15 protein-coding genes and 3 pseudogenes are annotated in these 22,977 nt (G+C 65.0%); 6 read left to right on the forward strand and 12 right to left on the reverse strand.

Going from position 1 to position 22,977, the window contains the following annotated elements; genetic code table 11:
* Window positions 1-27: 27 nt before the first annotated feature.
* Window positions 28-2,778 (forward strand): [protein-PII] uridylyltransferase, encoded by a 2,751-nt coding sequence (locus tag ADT71_RS29680; protein ID WP_054442246.1) that lies wholly within the window; start codon window positions 28-30, stop codon window positions 2,776-2,778.
* 53 nt (window positions 2,779-2,831) lie between these two features.
* Here the strand turns inward: ADT71_RS29680 and ADT71_RS29685 are convergent, their stop codons facing one another.
* The 5 genes from ADT71_RS29685 to gyrB form a co-directional block, all read right to left on the reverse strand.
* On the reverse strand, window positions 2,832-4,604 hold the full coding sequence (locus ADT71_RS29685; RefSeq protein WP_054442247.1) for a bifunctional UDP-sugar hydrolase/5'-nucleotidase: 1,773 nt from the start codon (window positions 4,602-4,604) through the stop codon (window positions 2,832-2,834).
* A gap of 225 nt (window positions 4,605-4,829) precedes the next feature.
* Window positions 4,830-5,243, reverse strand: a complete 414-nt coding sequence (locus tag ADT71_RS29690; protein ID WP_054442248.1) for a metallopeptidase family protein — start codon at window positions 5,241-5,243, stop codon at window positions 4,830-4,832.
* Window positions 5,244-5,248: 5 nt separating this feature from the next.
* Complete coding sequence (locus ADT71_RS29695; protein WP_054442249.1) at window positions 5,249-7,138, reverse strand: M1 family metallopeptidase; 1,890 nt, start codon at window positions 7,136-7,138, stop codon at window positions 5,249-5,251.
* Between the two features lie 193 nt (window positions 7,139-7,331).
* The gene (locus tag ADT71_RS29700; protein WP_054442250.1) at window positions 7,332-8,693 is read right to left on the reverse strand and encodes a tetratricopeptide repeat protein; all 1,362 of its coding nucleotides are present in this window, start codon (window positions 8,691-8,693) and stop codon (window positions 7,332-7,334) included.
* 133 nt (window positions 8,694-8,826) lie between these two features.
* Entirely contained in the window at window positions 8,827-11,376 is a 2,550-nt protein-coding gene (gyrB, locus tag ADT71_RS29705) for a DNA topoisomerase (ATP-hydrolyzing) subunit B (protein WP_054442303.1), read from the reverse strand.
* 557 nt (window positions 11,377-11,933) lie between these two features.
* Between gyrB and guaA the strand changes: the two genes are divergently transcribed.
* Window positions 11,934-13,517: a glutamine-hydrolyzing GMP synthase gene (guaA, locus tag ADT71_RS29710; RefSeq protein WP_054442251.1), complete on the forward strand. Its 1,584-nt coding sequence runs from the start codon at window positions 11,934-11,936 to the stop codon at window positions 13,515-13,517.
* A 62-nt stretch (window positions 13,518-13,579) separates the two neighbouring features.
* On the opposite strand, the pseudogene ADT71_RS29715 reads toward guaA, so the two are convergent.
* The 6 genes and pseudogenes from ADT71_RS29715 to ADT71_RS29740 form a co-directional block, all read right to left on the reverse strand.
* Window positions 13,580-14,069: pseudogene (locus tag ADT71_RS29715) on the reverse strand (methylated-DNA--[protein]-cysteine S-methyltransferase).
* 46 nt (window positions 14,070-14,115) lie between these two features.
* Window positions 14,116-14,514 (reverse strand): DoxX family protein, encoded by a 399-nt coding sequence (locus ADT71_RS29720; RefSeq protein ID WP_369818370.1) that lies wholly within the window; start codon window positions 14,512-14,514, stop codon window positions 14,116-14,118.
* A gap of 94 nt (window positions 14,515-14,608) precedes the next feature.
* A complete protein-coding gene (locus tag ADT71_RS29725; RefSeq protein WP_369818371.1) occupies window positions 14,609-15,025 on the reverse strand; it encodes a hypothetical protein in 417 nt (138 codons plus the stop codon).
* 130 nt (window positions 15,026-15,155) lie between these two features.
* Window positions 15,156-16,576, reverse strand: a pseudogene (tldD, locus tag ADT71_RS29730) (metalloprotease TldD).
* A 90-nt stretch (window positions 16,577-16,666) separates the two neighbouring features.
* Window positions 16,667-16,879: a zinc-finger domain-containing protein gene (locus ADT71_RS29735; protein WP_054442253.1), complete on the reverse strand. Its 213-nt coding sequence runs from the start codon at window positions 16,877-16,879 to the stop codon at window positions 16,667-16,669.
* A 93-nt stretch (window positions 16,880-16,972) separates the two neighbouring features.
* A complete protein-coding gene (locus tag ADT71_RS29740; protein ID WP_054442254.1) occupies window positions 16,973-17,542 on the reverse strand; it encodes an FMN-dependent NADH-azoreductase in 570 nt (189 codons plus the stop codon).
* 115 nt (window positions 17,543-17,657) lie between these two features.
* Here ADT71_RS29740 and ADT71_RS29745 point away from each other — a divergent pair, with 115 nt between their 5' ends.
* Window positions 17,658-18,095 (forward strand): helix-turn-helix domain-containing protein, encoded by a 438-nt coding sequence (locus ADT71_RS29745; protein WP_082370633.1) that lies wholly within the window; start codon window positions 17,658-17,660, stop codon window positions 18,093-18,095.
* Between the two features lie 8 nt (window positions 18,096-18,103).
* On the opposite strand, the gene ADT71_RS29750 is transcribed toward ADT71_RS29745, so the two are convergent.
* Window positions 18,104-19,375 (reverse strand): cytochrome P450, encoded by a 1,272-nt coding sequence (locus ADT71_RS29750; protein WP_054442306.1) that lies wholly within the window; start codon window positions 19,373-19,375, stop codon window positions 18,104-18,106.
* A gap of 155 nt (window positions 19,376-19,530) precedes the next feature.
* Between ADT71_RS29750 and ADT71_RS29755 the strand changes: the two genes are divergently transcribed.
* The 3 genes and pseudogenes from ADT71_RS29755 (at window position 19,531) to nadB (ending at window position 22,866) form a co-directional block, all read left to right on the forward strand.
* Window positions 19,531-20,478 carry an ABC transporter ATP-binding protein gene (locus tag ADT71_RS29755; RefSeq protein WP_054442307.1) on the forward strand — a complete coding sequence of 316 codons (948 nt, stop codon included), beginning with the start codon at window positions 19,531-19,533 and terminating at the stop codon, window positions 20,476-20,478.
* 8 nt (window positions 20,479-20,486) lie between these two features.
* Window positions 20,487-20,816: a multidrug efflux SMR transporter gene (locus tag ADT71_RS29760; protein ID WP_054442255.1), complete on the forward strand. Its 330-nt coding sequence runs from the start codon at window positions 20,487-20,489 to the stop codon at window positions 20,814-20,816.
* A gap of 447 nt (window positions 20,817-21,263) precedes the next feature.
* Window positions 21,264-22,866, forward strand: a pseudogene (gene nadB, locus ADT71_RS29765) (L-aspartate oxidase).
* Window positions 22,867-22,977 lie beyond the last annotated feature (111 nt).

A 22,977-nucleotide genomic window follows, 5' to 3' on the forward strand; every position in this document is an offset into this window, starting at 1 on the left:
CTCTTGAATGTCTAGATATCACCCGACATGAGCGTGATCCGCATCCCTTCGCCCCGTTCCGTGATCGACCGCCGCGCGCTGGTCGAGGCCATAGAAGCCGTTGTTGCCGAAGTCGGTGCCGCCAAGGGGCGCAAGCAGGTGGTCGAACTCCTGCGCGAGGCGCTGGAGAACGGCCGGGCCGAGATTGCACGACGTCTCGTGGAAAAGCCGTCCGCCGGGCACGAAGTTGCCGAGGCGCAGGCCTATCTGGTCGACCAGCTCCTGAGAGTGATTCACGATCACGTTTCCACTCACGTCTACCCGGCGATGAACCGCTCCAAGGGCGAGCGTCTTTCGATCATTGCCGTGGGTGGTTACGGACGCGGCGAGATGGCCCCGCATTCCGACGTGGACCTCGCCTTCCTCACCCCGATCAAGCAGACCGCCTGGTGCGAGCAGGTCATCGAGGCGATGCTCTATTTCCTTTGGGATCTCAGTCTCAAGATCGGCCATTCTAGCCGCTCGGTGGACGACATGGTCCGCATGAGCCGGTCGGACCTCACCATCCGCACGGCCATGCTGGAGGGGCGCTATGTCTGGGGCGACCAGGAACTCTACGAGGAAGTGCGCGCGCGCTTCTGGAAGGATGTCGTCGCCGGGACCGAGCGCCAGTTCGTGGTCGAGAAACTGGCCGAGCGCGAGGAACGTCACAAGCGGATGGGCGACAGCCGCTACGTGGTCGAACCCAATGTGAAAGAGGGCAAGGGCGGCCTGCGCGACCTGCACACGCTCTACTGGATCGGCAAGTATATCCACAAGGTGCGCGATCCCAGCGAACTCGTCGACGTGGGCCTGCTTACGCACAAGGAATATCGCGCCTTCCGACGGGCCGAGAATTTCTTCTGGGCAGTGCGCTGCCACCTCCACACGATCACCCGCCGGGCCGAGGACCGTCTGACTTTCGATCTCCAGCGCGAGGTGGCGGCGCGGATGAACTATTCCGACCGACCGGGGAAAAGCGCGGTCGAGCGGTTCATGCAGATGTTCTTCCTTCAGGCGAAAGTGGTGGGAACGCTTACCGGCGTCTTCCTTGCCCAGCTTGATGACCAGTTCGCCAAGCGCCAGCCGCGTGGTCTGCTCGCGGGGTTCCGGGCACGCCCTCGCACGGTAAAGGGCTACAAGGTCTTTGGCGGCCGCATCATGGTCCCCGGAGAGAACTGGTTCGAGACCGATCCGGTGCGCCTGATCGAGATTTTCGTCATCGCGGACCGCGAGGGGCTGGAGATCCATCCCGAAACCATGCGCCTCGTCTCGCGCGATGCGGCGCTGATCCGTGACGACGTGCGCCGCGATCCGCGCGCCAACGAACTGTTCATGGAGCTGCTCACCAGCCGCAACAACCCGGAAGTCGCGCTGCGCTCTTTCAACGAGGCTGGCGTGTTCGGGCGGTTCGTCACCGAGTTCGGCCGCGTCAACGCGCAGATGCAGTTCGACATGTACCACCACTACACGGTGGACGAGCATACGATCCGTGCGATCGGCCTGCTATCGCGCATCGAGAAGGGGGAACTGAAGCAGGACCACCCCCTTGCTCACGAGATCATCCACAAGGTCCGTTCGCGCCGGGCGCTCTACGCGGCGGTGCTCATGCACGATATCGCCAAGGGCCGCGGCGGCGACCATTCCGAGCTCGGCGCCGAGATCGCGTTGAAGCTCTGCCCTCGCTTCGGTCTCGACGAGGAGGAGACCGAGCTGGTTTCGTGGCTCGTGTTGCAGCATCTCGTGCTGTCCGCCACCGCCTTCAAGCGCGATTTGTCCGACACCAAGACGATCACCGACTTTGTCGAGCTGGTGCAATCGGTGGATCGCCTGCGCCAGCTGACCCTGCTCACCATCGTCGATATCCGCGCGGTGGGGCCGGGAACGTGGAATTCGTGGAAGCGCCAGCTTATCAGCGAGCTTTACGGTGCCGCCGAGGAAAGGCTGCGGCTCGGCCATGTCGAGTTCGGGCGCGAGAAGCGTGTGGCGGCGAAGAAGGCCATCGTCGCTGCCGGTGTCCCCCGGAACGAGCTGCTGGTGCAGGAACTGGGCAGCCAGTTTGCCGATGCCTACTGGATCGCCGAGCCGGAAGACGTCATCGCCAAGAACCTTGCGCAGTTCCATGCCTCGAAGGACGAGCCGCTCTCGATCGTGACCGAGTATTACCCGGCGCGCGGGGCCACTCTCGTGACCGTGATCGCCTCGGACCATCCGGGCCTGTTCTACCGCATTGCCGGCGGCATTCATCTGGCTGGCGGCAATATCATCGACGCACGCATTCACACGACCCGCACGGGCCGCGCGGTGGACAACTTCCTCGTGCAGGACCCGCTGGGCCGGCCCTTCATGGAAGAGACCCAGCTGGCCCGCCTGCGATCCTCGATCGAGAACGCGCTGGCTAACCGCATCAAGATCCTGCCGCAACTCGTTGCCCGGCCTGATGCCAGGCCGCGGGCCGACGCTTTCGAGGTGCGGCCGCGCGTGCTGGTGGACAACAAGGCATCCAACCGCCTCACCGTGGTCGAGGTCAACGCCCGTGACCGTCCGGCGCTGCTCAACCGGCTGGCGCATGCGTTGTTCGAATCGAAGCTCATGGTCCACTCCGCCCATATCGCCACTTATGGGGAGCGTGCGGCAGACACGTTCTACGTTACCGACCTGCTGGGCGAGAAGCTGACGTCGTCCTCCCGCATCAGGGCGCTCGAACGCCGCCTGCTGGAAGCGGCCAGCGAAGGCAGCCTGACCGAAGTGGCGGCCTGAAGCCGGCGCCACGAAAAAAGGCCCCGAAGCGTCTGCTTCGGGGCTTTTTGCGATCACTTCGTCTCGGAAGTCCGGTCTTCTTCCGGCACCTTTCGCATCGGCACTGCCGAGAGCCAGTCTTCCATCGCCTCGATATCGATGCCGCCCCGCGTGCGGTCCGTTCCACCGATGAAGCCGCTGAAGCCGTCGCCGCCTTCGGCCAGGAAGTTGACCACGCTTACCCGGTAGCTCTTCGCCGGATCGAGCGGCTTGCCGTTCAGCGTGATTGCCGTGATCCGCGAGCCTGAGGGGCGGCGCATGTCGAAGGCGATCCGCATGCCGGCGCTGGGCGTAAGCATCTGCTTGTCGCCGGTATCGTCGAGCCCCTGTTCAAGCGTCGCGCGGATGGCCGCGCCGGTCAGCGACATGGTGACGAGTTCGTTGTTGAACGGCTCCACCGCATAGATCTGGCCGAAGGTCACGGTGCCGTCTGCTGCCGGGATCAGGGAGGTGCGGATGCCGAAGGGATTGGTGAAGGCGATCTGCGCGCCGGCCTTGAGGGTCGCGGCGAGCTGCGAATCGGCGATCAGGTTGCCGAGAGAGCCGCCTTGCGCGGTGCCGTTTCCTTCTTCCTTGCCAAGCGGGCCGGACAGATGACCCACCGGCCGGGCGACGAGGTGCAGCGAGGCATCCTTGTAGCGCTGGATGAACGCCGCAACGTCGGCTCGGGGCTGGAATTGCGGGAAGGCCGCGCTGTTGGCAACCTCGCCCTTGGCGGACTTGTAGGCGGCGGACTGCACGATCAGGTTGTGCGCCCGCTTGTCGATCAACTTGTGCGTCACCGGGTCGAACTTCAGCGTGATGTCGGTCACCAGCTTGCCGTAGACGCCCGCGCTGGTCAGCAGGATCGGCCCGGCCCGGGTGTTCGCGGTGTAGTCGCAGACATAGGCCCAGTGGGTATGCCCCGAAACCACGAGATCGACGCCGGGGTTCAGGTGATCGAGGATGGGTTCGATCTCGCCGGTCATCTGGTTGCAGCCGTTGGGATCGGGCGTACCGGTGGTGCGTCCGCCCTGATGGATCAGCACGACCACGGCATCCGCGCCCTGCGCCTTCAGCGCCCCGGCGGCGCGGTTGATCGTCTCCGCCTCGTCCGCGAACTTCAGCCCTTCCACCCGGTCGGGCGCGACGAGCGTGGGCACCGTCTTGAGCGAAAGGCCCACGAAGCCGACGGTGATCCTGTCCTTGCCTTCGCCGAAGGTCTTGATGCCGGTGGCGGGGAACAGCGGCGAGCCGTCAGTCAGGGTCGTGCTGGCGGCGAGGTACTTGTAGCTGGCGCCCTTGAAGGCTTCGAGCTGGCAGGGCTGGACCCGCGTGTTCTTCTCGCAGCCGCCGTTCTGGAGGCGCCGCAGTTCCTTCCAGCCCCGGTCGAATTCGTGATTGCCCACCGCGTTGAATTCCACGCCGACGCGGTTCATCACGCCCACCGCAGGCTCGTCGAGATAGAGCGAGGAGGCGAGCTGCGAGGCGCTGGTCAGATCGCCCGCCGCCACGACGACGTTGTTGGCATGCCTTGCCTTCAGCGAATCCACCGCAGATGCGAGCCAGGCTCCGCCGCCCGCCGGCACCGAGACTTCGTTGCCCTGTCCGTCCGGCGCATCGACCGATTGGTTCGGCGGCTCCAGCGCGCCGTGGAAGTCGTTGATGGCGATCACGCCGACCTCGATCGGGGCCGCGGCTTGTTGCTGGGTGGGGCCGGATACGGGCGTCGTCGCGCAACCGGCAAGCAGCGCGGCCATGAGCGAGGCGGAAAGGAGCGGGAGATGACGGGGGAGGGAGAGAGTCATGCCCCTGCTCCTATCGGATCATTGCGCGGCGCGGCAACGATTTTTCGCGCCATTTTGCACCTCGCCAGGCACCCTGCTTGACACGGTTTACACAGTCCAGGGGACGAAAAAGCGGCTCCCTTGCCGCAGACCCGCCGCCGGGTCGGCCGAAGTGGAAGGAGGGGGTCTGCGTGAGCCATGCCGGTCAGGATATTGCGCGGCGGCAACTGTAGGAAAGCGGAACGTTCAGTCCGCGTCGTCCTCCAGGCCATGCATATCGTCGTCGGAAAGGCCGAAGTGGTGGCCAACCTCATGGACCACCACATGCGTCACGAGGTCTTCCAGCGTCACCCCGGTCTCGCACCATTCCGCCAGTAGCGGCTGGCGGTAGAGGGTGATGCGCGGGCGGAACTCTCCCGCGACCCAGACGGATTCCTCGTCCAGCGGGCGGCCGTGGTAGAGGCCGGTCAGTTCCCATGCATCTTCCAGCCCGACGGCGCGCAGGGTGTCCTCGTCCGCGAACTCCTCGACGTGGACGGTCACCCCGTCGAGGTGCTGCGCGAACGGTTCGGGAATGCGCGCGAAGGCGGCATGGGCGAGAGCCTCGAACACGTCGGGCCCGGGGGCATTGCCGAAGCGAGTGGACAGGCCTGACGTCATGATGGCTACTCCTGCACGGCATCCGGCGCGACGATGCGCCCGATACCCGCAGCGGTCGAGGGGTGATAGGTCGGCCTGGCTTCGGCGAAGAAGTCCCGCGCCTTGGGCTGGCCCCAGTCGCCCTGCTTCATCAGCCCCTTGTAGAGCGGATAGACCAGCAGCCCGCGCCCGATCCGCGAAAGATAGCCGCGCAGATAAGGTACTGCCGGATCGTAACGGTTGGCGATGGCCAGTTCGAACCAGGCCGACTGGACATAGGCATTGCCCGAGGCCGAGAGTCCGAGCGTCTCGTCCAGTTCCTTCAGGCGCGCGGGCGTCTGCCGGCGGTCGATGCCGTTGAGGAAGCGCAGCCATTCCTGCGTGGTCCAGCCCTTGGGCTGCACCGCGCTGGCGGGGCCGCCCGCATTGAAGGCCGCCAGCTTTGTATCGATTTTCGCCAGTGTGGCGCTGTGGACGCGAACGGCATTGCCGGGCAGGCCCGCGCCGTAGGACCAGCGGTCGAGCTGGAGTTTCAGTTCAAGTTCGGGCTGGCCCTTCAGCAGGCGTTCGCGCAGGTCCGACAGGAATCCGGCGGTGGTCTGCGGCTGGAAAGCGTGGCGGTCGAAGTAGGAAGTGAGATAGGCGTCCCACTTCTCGCGGCCCACGGTGTATTCGATCATGCGCAGGAAGTTGGACCCCTTGGTATAGTCCACCTCGCCCGCGCCCGGTTCACCGTTGAGGCGCGTGGCGGCGCCGGTCTGGCCGCCGGCATCGGCGATTTCGCGGCTCATCACGTCCCAGTCGAGATCGGCATACGTCGCGGCCTGCTCCTTGCCGTAGAGCGACTCCATGATGCGGTTCTCGAAGTAGGTGGTGAAGCCCTCGTTCAGCCACGAATCCGACCAGGTGGCATTGGTGACGAGGTTGCCCGACCACGAATGCGCCAGTTCATGCGCGACGACATCGGTGTTCGAGCGGTCCCCCGTGACGATGGTCGGCGTCAGGAAGGTCAGCATCGGGTTTTCCATGCCGCCGTAAGGGAAGGCGGGCGGCAGCACGAGCATGTCGTAGCGGCCCCAGCGATAGGGACCGTAGAGCTTGCTGGCGGCGTCGATCATCTTTTCGACGTCGACGAATTCCTTCGCCGCCTTGTCCAGCATCGGTGCCTCGGTCCAGACGCCGGAACGCGGGCCGAGCGTCTTGAACTTGAGGTCGCCCACCGCAAAGGCGATCAGATAGGGCGGCACCGGCTTATCCATGCGGAAGCGGAATTGGCGGCGGCCGTCGGGCAGCGCCTCTCCCTTGTCGCCCGAAAGCTTTTCCGCGCTCATCACCGCAACCATGTCGCCCGGCACGCGCAGGGTGGCTTCCCAGGTCTGGCGGATGCCGGGGCTGTCCTGCGTCGGCACCCAGGAACGGTTGAGGATTGCCTGGCCCTGGCTGAACAGGAAGGGCTTCTTCTTTCCGAAGGTCATCTCCGGCGGCAGCCATTGCAGCGCGGTGGCGCCGGGCTTCGACCGGTAGGTTATCCGGATCTGCCTGGCACCGGCCAGTTCGACGGTGAGCGCCGAACCGATGTCCTTGTCCTTCGGGCCAAGCGCCCATTTCAGCGGCTTGCCGGCAGGGTCGGTTATCGCGGCAATGTCGATATCGTCGGCGTCGAGCACGATCTGTGCCGCATCGGGGGCGGCCAGCACGTCAAGCACGGCGCTCCCCGCGAGAGTCTTCGTGCCGAAATCGACGTCGAGATCGAGGGCGACATGGGTGACGCGGGCAACCTGAGGCTGGGCGTGAGTCCAGACGTCTTTCGCGTCGGGCGTCGTCAGGATCGGGGCAGGCGCTGTCTGGGCGATGGCAGGGGAGGCGGCAGGGGCGGCGGTTCCGGCAAGCAGCGCGGCAGCAAGGAGAATACGCATGGGCGCGACTTATGGCCGCGCCCATGCCGGCGTGCAAGCTACAGCGTCGCGGGGAAGATGTTGAACTTTCGCGTTCCTCCGGCCCGCGCGATCGCGGCCTGCACGTCGGGGCGGTGCTTGAGGGTTTCGAGGCCCGCCGCGAAGGGCGAGGGCGGCAGGTTCGCCGGGAGCGGATCGTAGTCGCTGAGCTGGGTCAGCGCGTTGATCCGGCGATCCGGTCGTCCAGCCGGGCGATCATCGATGCGGCTGCCGCGTCGATCCGGCCGGTGCAGATCTGCAGGTCGGTAACCGCCTCGGGATGGTCGGCCGCGTGGGCTTCGGCATAGGCGAGGTCGGCCTGTGCCAGGTCGGTCTTGCCCAGCGCCTGCGCCGCGCAGCCCCGCGCCAGGCGCAGTTCCATCACGCCGTAGGGGCTGGCCATGCTGTCCGTTTTGCCTTCGACGGTGGCCAGCGTGGCAAGGGCAGCGTCGTCGTGCCCGAAGCGTGAATGGAGATAGGCCAGGTTGATGGTCTGGCTGAAGTTGCCGGCGCCTCGTTCGCCGCCCTCGATGGCCTTGCGATAGGCCGCAGCCGCCTCGTCGTAGCGGCCGAGCTGTTCGTAAGTGCGGGCCATGCCGTCCCACCACCAGTTGAGCTGCTTGTCGTGATCCGAAAACTGTTTGGAAAGCACCCCTTCCGGCCGTGCGGCTTCCAGCGTGGCAAGCGCCTTTTCGGCCTGGCCGAGCGTGCGCCGGGATGCGGCGATGGCGATGGGCAGTTCGAGCAGGCCGGGGCGGGTGACGCTGCGGCTTTCCAGCGCTGCGATCTGCCGTTCATAGGCGGCGCGCAAGTCGAAGCTGGCGGGCAGCATGTCCCGCAGGGCGGGGTCCAGGGTTATTTCGCGCAGGGCATCGGCGGACCGGATCGCCGCTATCTGTGCGGCCGCGGCCGGTCGATCGCCGGAGGAGAGGAGCAGGCGCGCATAGGACCGGCGCATCCAGTCGAACGCCATGTCTTCCTTGCCCCGCGCGAATTCGGGCGCGGTGAGCAGCGCGAGGAGGCGGCGATAGGCCGGGTTGTCCTTGTCCTCCAGGAACTTCCGGCTAAGCGCGAAGAGCCATTCGGTGTCGACACCGTCGATCCCTTCCGGAAGGCGCTGCTGCATGGCTTCCAGCGTGGCGACGGCGTCCTCCGGCTTGCCGCCGTCGAGTTCGATGCCGAAGCGCAGAGTCCATGCGATTTCGGGCGCACCGGTGATGGCCGTGGCGGCGCGGGCATGGACGAGCGCGGGTTCGATCCGGTTCGTCCGCGCTTCGCACAGGGTCGAGATCAGGAGGAAGGGAAAGCGGACCGGTTCTTCCAGCGCCGGGAAATCCTTGCTGGCGACGATGGGCGAGACCTGGCCCAAGGCACCCTCGCAGTTTTCCGCTTCCATGTAGCGCTGCGCCTGCGTGAGCGCGGTAGCTGCCGTCTGGCCGATATCCTTGCGGGCCAAGGCTGCCTGCGGAGCCAGGGCCAGTGCCAGACCTGCCAGCAGTGCCGCGCGCGCGGATGCACCGCGTCCGAATTTCGTCATGTCGTCCCCCATTGCCGAGCGGCCATGCTAGGGGAGCGGAGTTGGCTTGTCAGCCGGGCAAAGCGTTAAAATCGCGGTCATTTCGGACGATGCCGGCAGGCAGGGAAACGCGCGGCTTCCCTGCCCTTTACCGTCACACGTCGAGGTTGGCGACGTTCAGCGCATTTTCCTGAATGAAGTCGCGGCGCGGTTCCACCACGTCACCCATCAGGCGGGTGAAGATCTCGTCGGTGACGTCTGCATCCTCGACCTTGACCTGGAGCAGGGCGCGGTTTTCCGGGTCCAGCGTGGTTTCCCAGAGCTGCTCCGCGTTCATTTCGCCCAGGCCCTTGTAGCGCTGGATCGAGAGGCCCTTGCGGCCCGCGGCGAGCACGGCTTCGAGAAGCTGCGAAGGGCGGCTGATGATATCGCCGCCAGCCACCGGACGGGCGGTGGGGGTTTCCTCCTCGCCATCGGTGGTTTCGGCTTCGACCGCTGCCGCACTGGCGCGAACGAGGCGGGCGGTGGTGGAATAGACTTCGGCGTTCTCCACCGCGAGCTTGGCGAGCTTGCGGGCTTCGGCGCTGGCAAGGAAGCCTGCTTCGATCTTGTGGTGATCGGTGACGCCGCGCCAGAGGCGCTCGATCTCGAGATTGCCGTCCTCGGTGAGGCGGGCGGTCCACTTCGCCTCGGGATCGCCGAGGTCGAGCCACTGGGTCGAGCGGTTGAGCGCGTTGGTGCGGTCCGCCGGCGAGAGATCAGGCGCGAATGCGCCTGCGATCGCCAGGGCTTCGATGATGACGGGATCGAAGCGGCGGGGAACGAAAGCCATGAGGTTGCGCATGCGGATCGCATGTTCGACCAGCGCCTCGAGGTCCGCGCCCATGCGCGCGCCGCCTTCGGTTTCCAGCACGCGGCCGGCAAGGCCCGCCTCGACAAGGTAGCGATCGAGCGCGGGATTGTCCTTGAGGTAGACTTCCGAGCGTCCCTTGGCGACCTTGTAGAGTGGCGGCTGGGCGATGAAGAGGTGCCCGGAACGGATGATGTCCGGCATCTGGCGATGGAAGAACGTCAGCAGCAGGGTGCGGATATGCGCACCGTCGACGTCTGCGTCGGTCATGATGACGATCTTGTGGTAGCGCAGCTTCTCAAGGTTGAAGTCGTCGCGGATGCCCGTGCCCATGGCCTGGATCAGCGTGCCGACCTCCTTCGAGGAGATGATGCGGTCGAACCGCGCGCGCTCCACGTTGAGGATCTTGCCCTTGAGCGGCAGGATCGCCTGGGTCTTGCGGTCGCGGCCCTGCTTGGCGCTGCCACCTGCCGAGTCACCCTCGACCAGGAACAGTTCGCACTTGCTGGGATCGCGCTCCTGGCAGTCCGCCAGCTTGCCGGGCAGCGAGGCGATGTCCATCGCGCCCTTGCGGCGCGTCAGTTCGCGGGCGCGCTTGGCAGCTTCGCGCGCGGCGGCGGCGTCGATCACCTTCTGGATGATGGTCTTGGCGTGGCCGGGGTTTTCCTCCAGCCATTCGCTCATCTTGTCGGCCATCAGCGATTCAAGCGGCTGGCGCACTTCCGAGGAGACCAGCTTGTCCTTGGTCTGCGAGGAGAACTTGGGATCGGGCAGCTTGACCGAGACGATCGCGGTCAGGCCTTCGCGCATGTCGTCGCCCGAGAGCGAGACCTTTTCCTTCTTGAGCAGGCCCGAACGCTCGGCATAGCCGTTGAGCGTGCGGGTCAGCGCCGCGCGGAACGCGGCCAGGTGGGTGCCGCCGTCACGCTGCGGAATGTTGTTCGTGAAGCACAGCACGTTCTCGTAGTAGGAATCGTTCCACTCGAGCGCGACTTCCATGCCGATGCCGTCCTTGTCCGCGCCGATCGCGATCGGTTCGGGCATGAGCGCCTGCTTGTTGCGGTCGAGGTATTTCACGAAGGCGCCGATGCCGCCTTCGTAGTAGAGGTCATGCTCCAGCGGTTGCTCATGGCGGTTGTCGCGCAGCTTGATGCGCACGCCGGAATTGAGGAACGCGAGTTCGCGGTAGCGGTGTTCGAGCTTGTCGAAATCGAATTCGGTGACGTTCTTGAACGTGTCGGTCGAGGCGAGGAAGGTCACGCGGGTGCCCTTCTTGAAGCCGTTGTCGTCCGCATTGTCCGCAACCTTCGGTGCGGTGCCCCGCACTTCCAGCGGGTTCACGGCATCGCCGTGGGCGAACTTCATCCAGTGTTCCTTGCCCTCGCGCCAGATCGTGAGTTCCAGCCATTCGGACAGGGCATTGACCACCGAGACGCCCACGCCGTGGAGGCCGCCGGAAACCTTGTAGGCATTATCGTCCGAGGTGTTCTCGAACTTTCCGCCCGCGTGGAGCTGGGTCATGATGACCTCGGCGGCGGAGACGCCTTCCTCGGCATGGATGCCGGTGGGGATGCCGCGTCCGTTGTCTTCCACCGAGACGGAGCCGTCGGCGTTGAGTTCGATCAGCACGAGGTCGCAGTGACCTGCCAGTGCCTCGTCGATGGCGTTGTCCGAGACTTCGAAGACCATGTGATGCAGGCCCGAACCATCGTCGGTATCGCCGATGTACATGCCCGGCCGCTTGCGTACCGCATCCAGCCCCTTGAGGACCTTGATCGAGTCAGCGCCGTAGCTGTTCTGGTTCTTGCCGTTGTCGGGCCCGGTGCCGGGCGTGCTGTCTTCGGTGCTTGCCATGCCGAGCATATAGGGTTTGGCGGCTATAAACCCAAGCAAAACCGGGTTCGGGGGCGGGCTTTTCCACAAGGATTGAACTCTCCCGGAAAACGTCCTCCGTGCGGTGTCGCCAACCTGTTGCCGTGGAGCGCCCGGTTGCGCGCGGCGCATGCCCGGCTGACGGGAAATCCGGGATCGCGATTGTGCCGGACGCAAAAAAGGCGGCCACGAGGGCCGCCCTTCTGTCTAGTCGGAAATGCCGACCCTCAGATGAGGGTGACGGCAAATGCCAGAGCGCTCACACCCAGCGCTGCGGCAAAACCGAACGTCTTTTCGACGATGGTCATTGAAATGCTCCTGCAAACATTCTTGTTTTCTTTTTATCGCATGCATGGCTCTTCTCGTCGCTCATGCTGCAAGTGCGAGATAGGCTTGATTGGAATTTCTGCAACGTCAAAAGCAACAATCTTGCTTGCTGTTTATGCAACTGCATTGCCGGTTCCGGGAAGCGCGCAAAATGGCAGGTGCAGGGCCTGCGCGTACTGGACACTCGCACTATCCCGCTATAGTGGCCGCCCATGACTACTTCGACTCCTGGCCAGAGCCCTACCCAGACGTCCGATTCCATCCTGATCGTCGATTTCGGCAGTCAGGTCACGCAGCTCATCGCTCGCCGCGTGCGGGAAGCCGGCGTCTATTCCGAAATCGCCCCGTTCAACGCCGCGAAGGAAGCATTCGCCCGCATGAACCCTGCCGGCGTGATCCTTTCCGGATCGCCAGCGTCGGTGCTGGACGCGAACGGTCCCCGCATTCCTGACGAAATCCTCGATAGCGGCCTGCCGATGCTGGGCATCTGCTACGGCCAGCAGTCGCTGATGCATCAGCTTGGCGGCGAAGTGCTGTCGGGGGATTCGGGTGAGTTCGGCCGCGCCTTCATCGAGATCGGTGACGATTGCGCGCTGTTCGACGGGCTCTGGGCCAAGGGGGAAAGCCATCAGGTCTGGATGAGCCACGGCGACAAGGTGACCAGCCTCGCTCCCGGCTTCCGCCCGGTGGCATCGAGCGCCGGCGCACCCTTTGCGGTGATCGCCAACGACGAGAAGCGCATCTACGCGATGCAGTTCCACCCCGAAGTCGTGCACACGCCCGACGGCGGCAAGCTGCTCAAGAACTTCGTCCGTCACGTCTGCGGTCTTGCCGGCGACTGGACCATGGCCGAGTTCCGCAAGACCAAGATCGAGGAAATCCGCGCGCAGGTCGGCGAAGGTCGCGTGATCTGCGGCCTGTCGGGCGGCGTCGATTCGGCGGTTGCGGCGCTGCTGATCCACGAGGCGATCGGCGACCAGCTCACTTGCGTCTTCGTTGACGGCGGTGTGCTGCGCATGGGCGAGGCCGAGCAGGTCGTCAGCCTGTTCCGCGGCCACTACAACATCCCGCTGGTACACGTCGATGCCTCGACCCTGTTCCTCAAGGGGCTGGAAGGCGTCACCGACCCTGAAGCCAAGCGCAAGTTCATCGGCAAGACCTTCATCGACGTCTTCGAGGACGAAGCGAAGAAGATCGGCGGCGCCCAGTTCCTGGCGCAGGGCACGCTCTATCCGGACGTGATCGAATCGGTCTCGTTCACCGGCGGTCCCTCGGTGACGATCAAGAGCCACCACAACGTCGGCGGCCTGCCCGAGCGCATGAACATGCAGCTCGTCGAGCCGCTGCGCGAACTGTTCAAGGACGAGGTCCGCGTGCTCGGCCGCGAACTCGGCCTGCCCGAGATCTTCGTGGGCCGCCATCCGTTCCCCGGACCGGGCCTGGCGATCCGTATCCCCGGCGAAGTGACCCGCGAACGCTGCGACATCCTGCGCAAGGCCGATGCGATCTACCTCGAGGAAATCCGCAACGCGGGTCTCTACGACGCGATCTGGCAGGCTTTCGCGGTACTGCTGCCGGTCAAGACCGTGGGTGTCATGGGCGACGGCCGCACCTACGACAGCGTCTGCGGCCTGCGCGCCGTCACCTCGACCGACGGCATGACCGCGGACATCTACCCGTTCGACGCCGCCTTCCTGTCGCGCGTCGCGACCCGTATCATCAACGAGGTCAAGGGCATCAACCGCGTGGTCTACGACTACACCTCGAAGCCGCCGGGCACGATCGAGTGGGAATGATCCCGCGCGTGCATTGAGTTTTCCAAGGAGCCGGGTCCCCAAGGATGCCGGCTCCTTCTCTTTCAGAGCAGGAAGCCGCGGCCTTCGAGGCGGAGCAGGAAGGCTTTTGCTTCCAGCCCGCCCGCGAACCCGGTGAGGGTGCCGTTCGCGCCGACTACCCGGTGGCAGGGCGCGACAATCGAGATGGGGTTGCGGCCGTTCGCGGCGCCCACGGCGCGGCTTGCACTGGGGCGGCCAAGGGCCACGGCGATCTCGCCGTAGCTGCGCGTTTCGCCGAAGGGGATCAGGAGAAGCTGGCCAGACGCTCTTCTGGAAATCGGTGCCGCGAAAGTCGAGGGGGAGGTCGAACGATTGTCGCTTCCCGGCGAAGTAGTCGGCAAGCTGTGCCTTGGCTTCGTCCAGGATCGGATGGCTTTCCGAATCCGCGATGTCGCCAAGTCGCACCCGGTTGGGATCGTCGTTCTCCCAGAGGATCGCTGCAAGGCCCCGGTCTCCGGCAATCAGCGTGAGTTCGCCGACGGGCGAGGGCATCTTGCTTCGGAGCAGCGGCATCGGGCGGTCTTTCCGTGTTCGAACGTGGTCTCCCGGCTCCAGTAGTTCAGTGCCGCCGCCGCGGCCAGTGCGTCGCCTCGCTCGCCCACAGAGCCCACCAGATCAGTACCGGCTGCAAGGCGAGGCGCGGAATATGATAGGCGAGGCCCAGGCCGTGGCCGGGTTTTGCCAGGTCGATAAGCATATGCTGGACGTTGGCGGGCCAGACGCAGAGGGCGTAAGCGGCCAGGCCCCACCCGGCGGCTTTGCGCAAATCGTTTGAGAAGGGCTGGAGCAATCCCGCCGCGCCGAGGATTTCCGCCATGCCGGTCAGCGAGACGGTTGTGGCGGGGGCGGGTACCCATCCCGGAACGATCGAGACGAACGGCGCTGGAAGGACGAGGTGGAGAATGCCTGCGGCCAGGTAGAAGAATGCCAGCAGCCACCGCGGGATGTATCGGCGCAAGGCTCTTCCGCGCGTCATTTGCTGCACGGTCCGCAACGCAGAAGGCGGCCGCGGGTCATCCCCGGGCCGCCTTCCTCAGGGGACGCTTCAGGTTCTACTTGGCCGATGCGGCTTTCGGCTTGGTATAGGGCACGAAGTCCTGCAGGCCGACGAATCCGCTCCACATGCTCGGCGTGCTGCGGCTGTGAAGCTGCACGGTATCGAGACGGCAGAGCTGGCTCGAATAGAGCTTCGTGACGAGGATATCGTCCGAACCGAGCCGGTCCGCATTGGTCGGACGGTTGACGTAGAGCGTTCTGCCGACGCGGTAGACGAGCGCGGTCTTGTCGATCACCTGAGTATCCTGCGACTGGCTGAGCTGGATGCAGGATACCGGGTCTCCGGCCACGCGGCCGTCGAGCAGCTTTGCAAGCTGTTCCTCGCCGGTCAATTTCTGGCGGGCGTTCACGGTGGGCGCGGCGAGCAGGCTTGCCGCGATCAGCGTGGCGCCGACGACATGCTTCAGTGACATGGTCTTTACCTCACTTTCCCAACCCTAGATCGTGACTATGGCACGGTTCGTCTGAACCTGCGCTGAAATTATTCGCCGCTTGCAGGGCTCTTGCAGAATGGCAGCGAGATAACGGCAGCGACTGGATCGATCAGGCGGTACCGCCCACGGTAATGCCCTCGATCAGCAGGGTCGGCTGGCCGACGCCGGCCGGAACGCTTTGCCCGCCCTTGCCGCAGATGCCGACGCCGCGATCGAGTTCGAGATCGTTGCCGATGCCGGTGACGCGCGTGAGGACCGACGGGCCGTCACCGATCAGCGTGGCGCCCTTGATCGGCGCGCCGAGCTTGCCGTTCTCAACCTTGTAGGCCTCGTTGCACGAGAACACGAACTTGCCCGAGACGATATCGACCTGGCCGCCGCCCATCGATTTCACGAAGATGCCGCTCTTCATGCGGGAGAGCAATTCGGCCGGATCGTCGTTGCCCGCTTTCATGAAGGTGTTCGTCATGCGGACCTGGGGCGCGTGGGCATAGTTCTCGCGGCGGCCGTTACCGGTCGATTGCACGCCCATCAGGCGGGCGTTCATGCGATCCTGCATGTAGCCTTTGAGGATGCCGTCCTCGATCAGCACGGTTTCCTGCGTGGGGGTGCCTTCGTCGTCGATGGAGAGCGAGCCGCGCCGGTCCGCGATCGAGCCATCGTCGACGATGGTGACGCCGGGAGCTGCCACGCGTTCGCCGATGCGGCCGGAGAAGGCGGAAGTTCCCTTGCGGTTGAAGTCACCCTCAAGCCCGTGGCCGACGGCTTCGTGGAGGATCACGCCGGGCCAGCCGGGGGCCATCAGCACGGCCATTTCCCCGGCGGGAGCGTCCACGCTCTCCAGGTTGACGAGCGCCTGGCTGAGCGCGGTGTCGATAGCCCGGTTCCAGTTCGCAGGGTCGAACAGCGAATCGTAGAGATGGCGGCCGCCCATGCCGAACGATCCCGTTTCGCGGCGGCCGTTGCTCTCCGCGACGATCGATACGCTCAGGCGTACCAGCGGGCGCACGTCGGTGGCGATGAAGCCGTCAGGCCGCACGATCTCGATTACCGACCACTGCCCGGTCAGGCTTGCGCTGACCTGCGAGACGCGCGGATCGCGGGCGCGGGCGGCGGCGTCGATGGTCTCCAGCAGCTTTACCTTGGCCTCGAAGGGCACGAGGTCGAGCGGCGAGACGTCGGTATAGAGGTGGCGGTTGCTTTTCTGCGGCGCGGCCGGACGGATCGTGCCGGTGGCGGGGTCCAGCAGTTGCAGGGTCTCGCCCGCCCGGCGGATGGCGGCGGGGGAAATCTCGTTCGCATGCGCGAAGCCGGTCATCTCGCCGGTTACGCCGCGCAGGCCGAAACCGGCATCGCGCGAATAATCCGCCGTCTTCAGGCGGCCGTCATCGAAGCCGAAGGCTTCGTGGCCATGAACTGCATGTAGAGTTCGCCGTCCTCGCAATTGCGCAGGGTTTCGGCGGCGAGTGCCTGTGCATCCTCGGGCGAAAGCTGGCGATAGAGGAGCGAGCGCGGGTCGGTCATGGTCATGCCTCCCGATATAGGCCGCACGGGGCGGGAGGCAATACGGGAGGCAGACGGGAAGGGAGGGGGCACCGAAGCCCCCGCCGGACCACCTGTTCAGGCTGCCTGCTGGTCGGCCGGGCCGCCCTTGAGGACGAAATGACGGTCACAGTAGCCGCAATCGACGTAGCCTTTCTCGTCGATCTCCAGCCACACGCGGGGGTGGCCGAGGGCGGCTGGGGCGTAATTCCCCGTGGCGCGGATGTCAGTGGCCCCGTCGCAGGAAACGCGGTGGGAATCGGTGAAGACGGTTTCGGGCTGCGTGCTCATGGATCGGCCGATTACCAAGCCTTCACGGGAATTTCCAGCGGGCAAATGGTCCCGGCGCATTGTTGGGCGCGCCGGGACCATTTCCGTCAGGCTTCAGGCGGGTACGGCGAGCGCACCGGCTTCGGCCAGGGCATCGGCAACGGCCTTTTCGCGGACTTCCGGACCGATGGCGATGCCTTCGGCAAGCACGAAGATCGGATCGCTGATGCCCACGAAGCCGAGCACGGCGCGTAGGTAGCTTTCGGCATGCTCGACAGCGGCGCCGGGCTGGCCTTCACCGTAGTAGCCGCCGCGCGACAGGGCGACATAGACCTTCTTGCCGCCGGCGAGACCCTGCGGACCTTCGGCGGTGTACTGGAAGGTCTTGCCGGCCACGAGGACGCGGTCGAACCAGGCCTTGAGCTGGCTGGGAATGGTGAAGTTGTACATGCCCGCGCCGATCACGACGACGTCGGCGGCCAGGAATTCCGCGAGTTCGGGAGTGCCCTCGGGGTTGCCGAGCACGTCGAGCGTCAGGTGCGGCAGGGCCTCGGCGGCGAGGTCGTGGTAAGTGACTTCGAGCGAGGGATCGGCCTTGGTCAGGGTGGCGACGATCTCCGCCGAAACGGCGCGGCTGACCGAGTTTTCGCCGAGGATGCTGGAATCGAGATGGAGAAGCTTCATGGGAGAGAACCTCTAAGGGGTGGTCTGGAAAAATGGTGGTCTGGAAAAGTGACTGGCCATAGCTATGTTGCACTGCGACGGACGCCAAGAGCGCATTTTTTCAGGACCAGGTACCATGGAGATGACCACCTTCGACGCGGCGGAACAGGCGGCGGAACAGATTGCGGAAAGCCCGCCGGAAACCGGACCGGCCATCGTTCACTCGGCAAGTGCATGCCGGGTTATCGGCGATATTCTCAGCCGCGTGGGCGACAAGTGGTCGATGCTGGTCGTGATGACCCTGCTGGAGGGCGACCTGCATTTCAACGAGTTGAAGCGCGAGATCAACGGGATCTCGCAGCAGATGCTTTCCCGAACCTTGCGCGCCCTGGAGCGGGACGGACTGGTGGTGCGCACCGTTCACGCCAGCGTGCCGGTTCGTGTCGAATATTCCCTCAGCGACCTTGGCCGTTCGCTCTCGCAGCCGGTGCAGGCACTGGGCTCATGGGCTTTTGCCAACCGCCCTGCGATCGAGGCCAGCCGTTCGGTCTTCGATGAGCGCAGCGACGCCTGACGGCGGCCCTATTCCAGCTTGAGGTGCAGGGCGGCAAGCCCCCGGATGATGTAGCTGGGCTCATAGGCGATGCGGCGCGCTTCGGCGGGGCCGTGATGCTCTTCGTCCAGGGTGATGCTGCGGGTCTGTTCGAGCAGCCGGTCGAGCAGGACCGAGACTTCGGCGCGGGCCAGCGGCGCGCCGGCGCAAGTGTGGGCACCGCGGCCGAAAGCGACATGTTCCTTGATGCGCGGCCGCCCGATCACGAACCGCTCGGGTTCATCCCAGCGGCGCGGGTCGCGATTGGCCGCCGCGAGCGAGATGACGAGGCGCTGCCCGGCGGGAATTTCCACGCCCGCCAGCGTCGTTCGGCGCGAGGCGATGCGGAAGGTGGCCTTGGTCGAACCCTCTATGCGCAGGACTTCTTCCAGGAACGGGCCGATCAGGCTGCGATCCTCCCGCAGGCGCTGCTGGAGTGTCTGGTCCTCGGCAAGGCGGCGCAGGGCATTGCCGATCAGTTTGGCGCTGGTGTCCTGTCCGGCCGCGAACAGGAACATGGCGGACTTGACCACTTCCATCGCGTCCGGCGTCGATCCGTCGGGATAGCGGGCAAGCGCCATTTCCGTCATCACGTCGTCCTGCGGAACGGCGCGGCGTTCCGCGATGTAGCGGGCGAAGTAGCCGGCCATCGCCAGCAGGGGATGAATGCTCTGGCCATCGTCGGCGGCATCCATGTTGCCCGGCGGCGGCGCGGAATCGATGAGCGCGCGGAAGGCCTCGCGGTCCTGCGCGGGAACGCCCAGCAAGTCGGCGATGACCATGGTGACGAAGGGTGTCGCCACTTCGGCCACAAGTTCGCAGCCGCCACGTTCGACAAGGCCGCGCACCATGTCTTCGGCATAGCCGCGCATGAATTCGCCGTTCGCGCGTAGCCGCGAAGGCGTGAACAGCGGGTTGAGCAAGGACCGCGCCGCTGCGTGCCGGTTTCCGTCATAGGATACCAGCAGTTCCATCTCGCCGCTGGGATGGGCCGCAAGCTGCGCAGAAATGTCGTCGCCTTCGGGTTCGAAAGGGAGCGGCGCCAGCGGATCGGGGTTGAGCCATGACGAGAAATCGCGGGTGTTCAGGAGCACTTCCACCGCTTCCGCGAACGCCGTCACGATCAGCACGTCGCGGCCCGGCATCTGCGTGACCGCGCCCCGCGCGCGCAAGCTTTCGAAATAATCGTAGGGGTCCAGCAAGACGGCATGGTCGGTGAAATAGTCGCGTTCCGCGATGCCGGCCTCGGGGGTGGTTGCCATGGTTCTTCTCCCGATCATCCGCAGGATCGTGCTGTCCTGCAATTATGATATATTGTGGATCGTAAATCCAACGAAGAAGCGCGTCAACGCCGGGAATGGCTGCGCGGCGCACACGCGCCCTTTACTGGCGCGCGAACCTGCCCCACATGCGGGCCATGACCAGCACGACCTCTGCCGCCATCTCGATCCGCGACCTCAAGAAGCGCTATGCGCCCGCCGGCAGCGGCGAGGGCAAGCTGGCGCTCAAGGGCGTGTCGTTCGACGTGCCCGAGGGCGGCATCTTCGGCCTGCTCGGGCCGAACGGGGCGGGCAAGTCGACGCTCATCAACATCATGGCGGGCCTCGTCCGCAAGACCTCGGGCACGATCGACATCTGGGGCTTCGATATCGACAGGCACCAGCGCAACGCAAAGCGTTCGATCGGCATCGTGCCGCAGGAAATCGTGTTCGATCCGTTCTTTACGCCGTTCGAGGTGCTGGAGAATCAGGCCGGGCTCTACGGCATCACCAAGGCGCTTCGCCGTTCGGAAGAGCTGCTGCGGGCGGTCCATCTTTCCGACAAGCGCGATGCTTACGCCCGCACCCTTTCGGGTGGCATGAAGCGTCGTCTGCTGATCGCCAAGGCGCTGGTCCACCAGCCGCCGGTGCTCGTGCTCGACGAGCCGACCGCAGGTGTCGACGTCGAACTGCGCCGCCAGCTCTGGGAACTGGTCAGCGAACTGAACCGCGAAGGCGCGACGATCGTGCTGACCACGCACTACCTCGAGGAAGCCGAGGAACTGTGCGACCGTATCGCCATCATCAATCATGGCGAACTGATCGCCAACAAGCCGACTCGCGAACTGGTCGGCATGGCACGCGAGAAGATCCTCGTCCTCACCTTCGACCGCGACGTGACCGCGTTGCCCACCCATCCCGGTTTCCTCAAGTCTGAAAAGATCGGCGAACGGGTCCTGCAGGTCACTTACGACAAGGACCGCAGCAATGCCGGGGAAATCCTGTCGGCCGTGCAGGCGCAGGGCTTCGCCATCGTTGACGTGACCACGCGCGAGGCGGATCTGGAGGACGTGTTCGTCAGCCTCACGAGTGCCGTGGCGGCCTGAAAAGGGCGATGAGCTACATCTATCTCGTCATCGCCATCATCGCGGAAGTCATCGCGACCTCGTTCCTGAAACAGTCCGAGGGTTTTGCGAAGCTGGTACCCACCGCGATCATGGCGGCGGGGTACATCGTGGCGTTCTTCTGCCTGTCGCTCGCCCTGCGGAGCATCCCGACGGGCGTGGCCTATGCGATCTGGTCAGGCGTGGGGATCGTCCTGATCACGGCGATCGCGTGGATATTCCAGGGTCAAAAGCTCGATGTCCCGGCCTTGATCGGAATTGCGCTCATCATGGCGGGCGTGATGGTGATGAACCTGTTCTCCGGAGCGACCGGGCACTGACGGTTCGGCAATTCGCCGCCGGGGCCTCTCCAGCTTGCCCCGATCAGCTTTTTTCCGTGTCCTCTTTCCATACCTTGTGCGCCTGGCGGCGTATATCCTTGCCGCAACCCAGGCATGTCGAGGTATAGTGCGTGCCGTCCCAATGTACGGTGTTCCGGTTGGGCTCGTGTCGGTTGAAAGTGCAAAGCACCGTTTGAAATGGTTGCTTGGAAAAGGCTGACATTGCGGCACGCTCCGTACTGGAGTTCAGATCACGAAGCAGTTCCAACTGCTTCCCTGCGTGCGACCGCCCGGCAGACCTCGTGCGTTTTTCTGATTATCTTGTTGTGAATGCTCGGCAACCTTACCCCTTGCGACGCTGCACTGCAACATGATTGCAGGGCAAATACGGATGCAAAGCTAAATATTGCGCACCGGTCATAGTCTGGGCATGGAGCCGTCATGACCATGTCCAATGTCCCCTCCGACAATGCTTGCTCCAGCGCCCATGATGTCATCGTCGTCGGCTCCGGCGCTGCCGGCCTCACCGCGGCGCTTGCGCTGGCAGACAGGCTCAAGGTTCTCGTGCTGGCGAAGGCAGTCTCACCGGCGGCTCCACCGCCTGGGCGCAAGGGGGCATCGCGGCGGTGCTCGACGCGGGAGATACCTTCGAGGAGCACATCAACGACACCATGATCGCCGGCGCGGCCTCAACCGGCTGGAGACCGTGGAGTTCGTGATCGAGCGCGCACCTCATGCGATCGAGCGGCTGGTCGAACTGGGGGTGCCGTTCAACACCGAGGGCAGCGAACTGCACCTCACCCGGGAGGGCGGCCATTCCCACCGCCGCATCGTCCACGTCGCCGATGCGACCGGCTGGGCGGTGCAGAGCGCGCTGCTCAAGGCGGCGGAAAGCCATCCCAACATCACCTGCTGCCAGGTCAGTCCTGCATAGACCTCATCACCGGGCGCCATGAACTGCGCTATTCGGGATCGGGCCGGGTCTGGGGCGTCTATGCGCTCGACGAAAAGACCGGCCGCGTCGAGGCGCATACCGCCGCCGCGACGATCCTTGCCACTGGCGGGGCGGGCCGCGTCTACCAGTTCAGCACGCGCCGCGCGCGCCACCGGAGACGGCATCGCCATGGCCTGGCGGGCGGGCGCGCGCGTTTCCAACATGGAAATGATGCAGTTCCACCCGACCTGCCTCTACAACCTCGACGTGAAGAACTTCCTCATCACCGAGGCTGTTCGCGGCGAAGGCGGGCAGCTCAGGCATCCCGTCACCGGGCACCGTTTCATGCCCGATTACGACCAGCGCGCCGAACTGGCCCCGCGCGATGTCGTGGCCCGCGCCATCGACGATCAGATCAAGCGCTATGGCCTCGATTATGTCCACCTCGACATCAGCCACCAACCCGAGGCGTTCATCCGCGAGCATTTCCCGAACATCTACGAGAAGCTGCTCGGCCTCGGCATCGACATGACGAAGGAACCGATCCCGGTCGTCCCGGCGCAGCACTATACCTGCGGGGGCGTGCTCATCGATCTCGATGGCAAGACCGACCTGCCCGGCCTCTATGCGGCCGGGGAATGCACCGAAAGCGGCCTTCACGGCGCCAACCGTCTCGCCTCGAACTCGCTGCTCGAATGCTTCGTCTTCGGCGAGGCCTGTGCCGCGCATATCCTCGACAACTGGGATACGTTCGACGCGCCCCCGCCGGTTCGCGCCTGGGATGAAAGCCGCGTGACCGATTCCGACGAGGAAGTCGTCATCAAGCAGAACTGGACGGAAATCCGGCGCTTCATGTGGAACTACGTCGGCATCGTGCGCACGACCAAGCGCCTCGAACGCGCCATGCACCGCATCCAGATGCTCAACGGCGAGGTGGAGGAATATTACCGCCACTTCCGCGTGCGCACGGACCTGATCGAACTGCGCAATCTGCTGCAGACCGCCGAACTCATCGTGCGATCCGCGCTGCATCGGCATGAGAGCAGGGGCCTGCATTTCACGCTGGACTATCCGGAGACGGAAGGGGAACCGCACGATACGGTGCTCGTGCCCTGACGGAACAAGGGGGCGTGGCACCGCCCCCGTCCACCTAGGTCGTAAACTCATAAACGGCACCATCGAGGCGCCCAAATGGCGAACAGCTCGGGCCGAAGGTGCGTTTATGAG

This window comes from Novosphingobium sp. ST904, from assembly GCF_001298105.1.
Taxonomy (GTDB): domain Bacteria; phylum Pseudomonadota; class Alphaproteobacteria; order Sphingomonadales; family Sphingomonadaceae; genus Novosphingobium.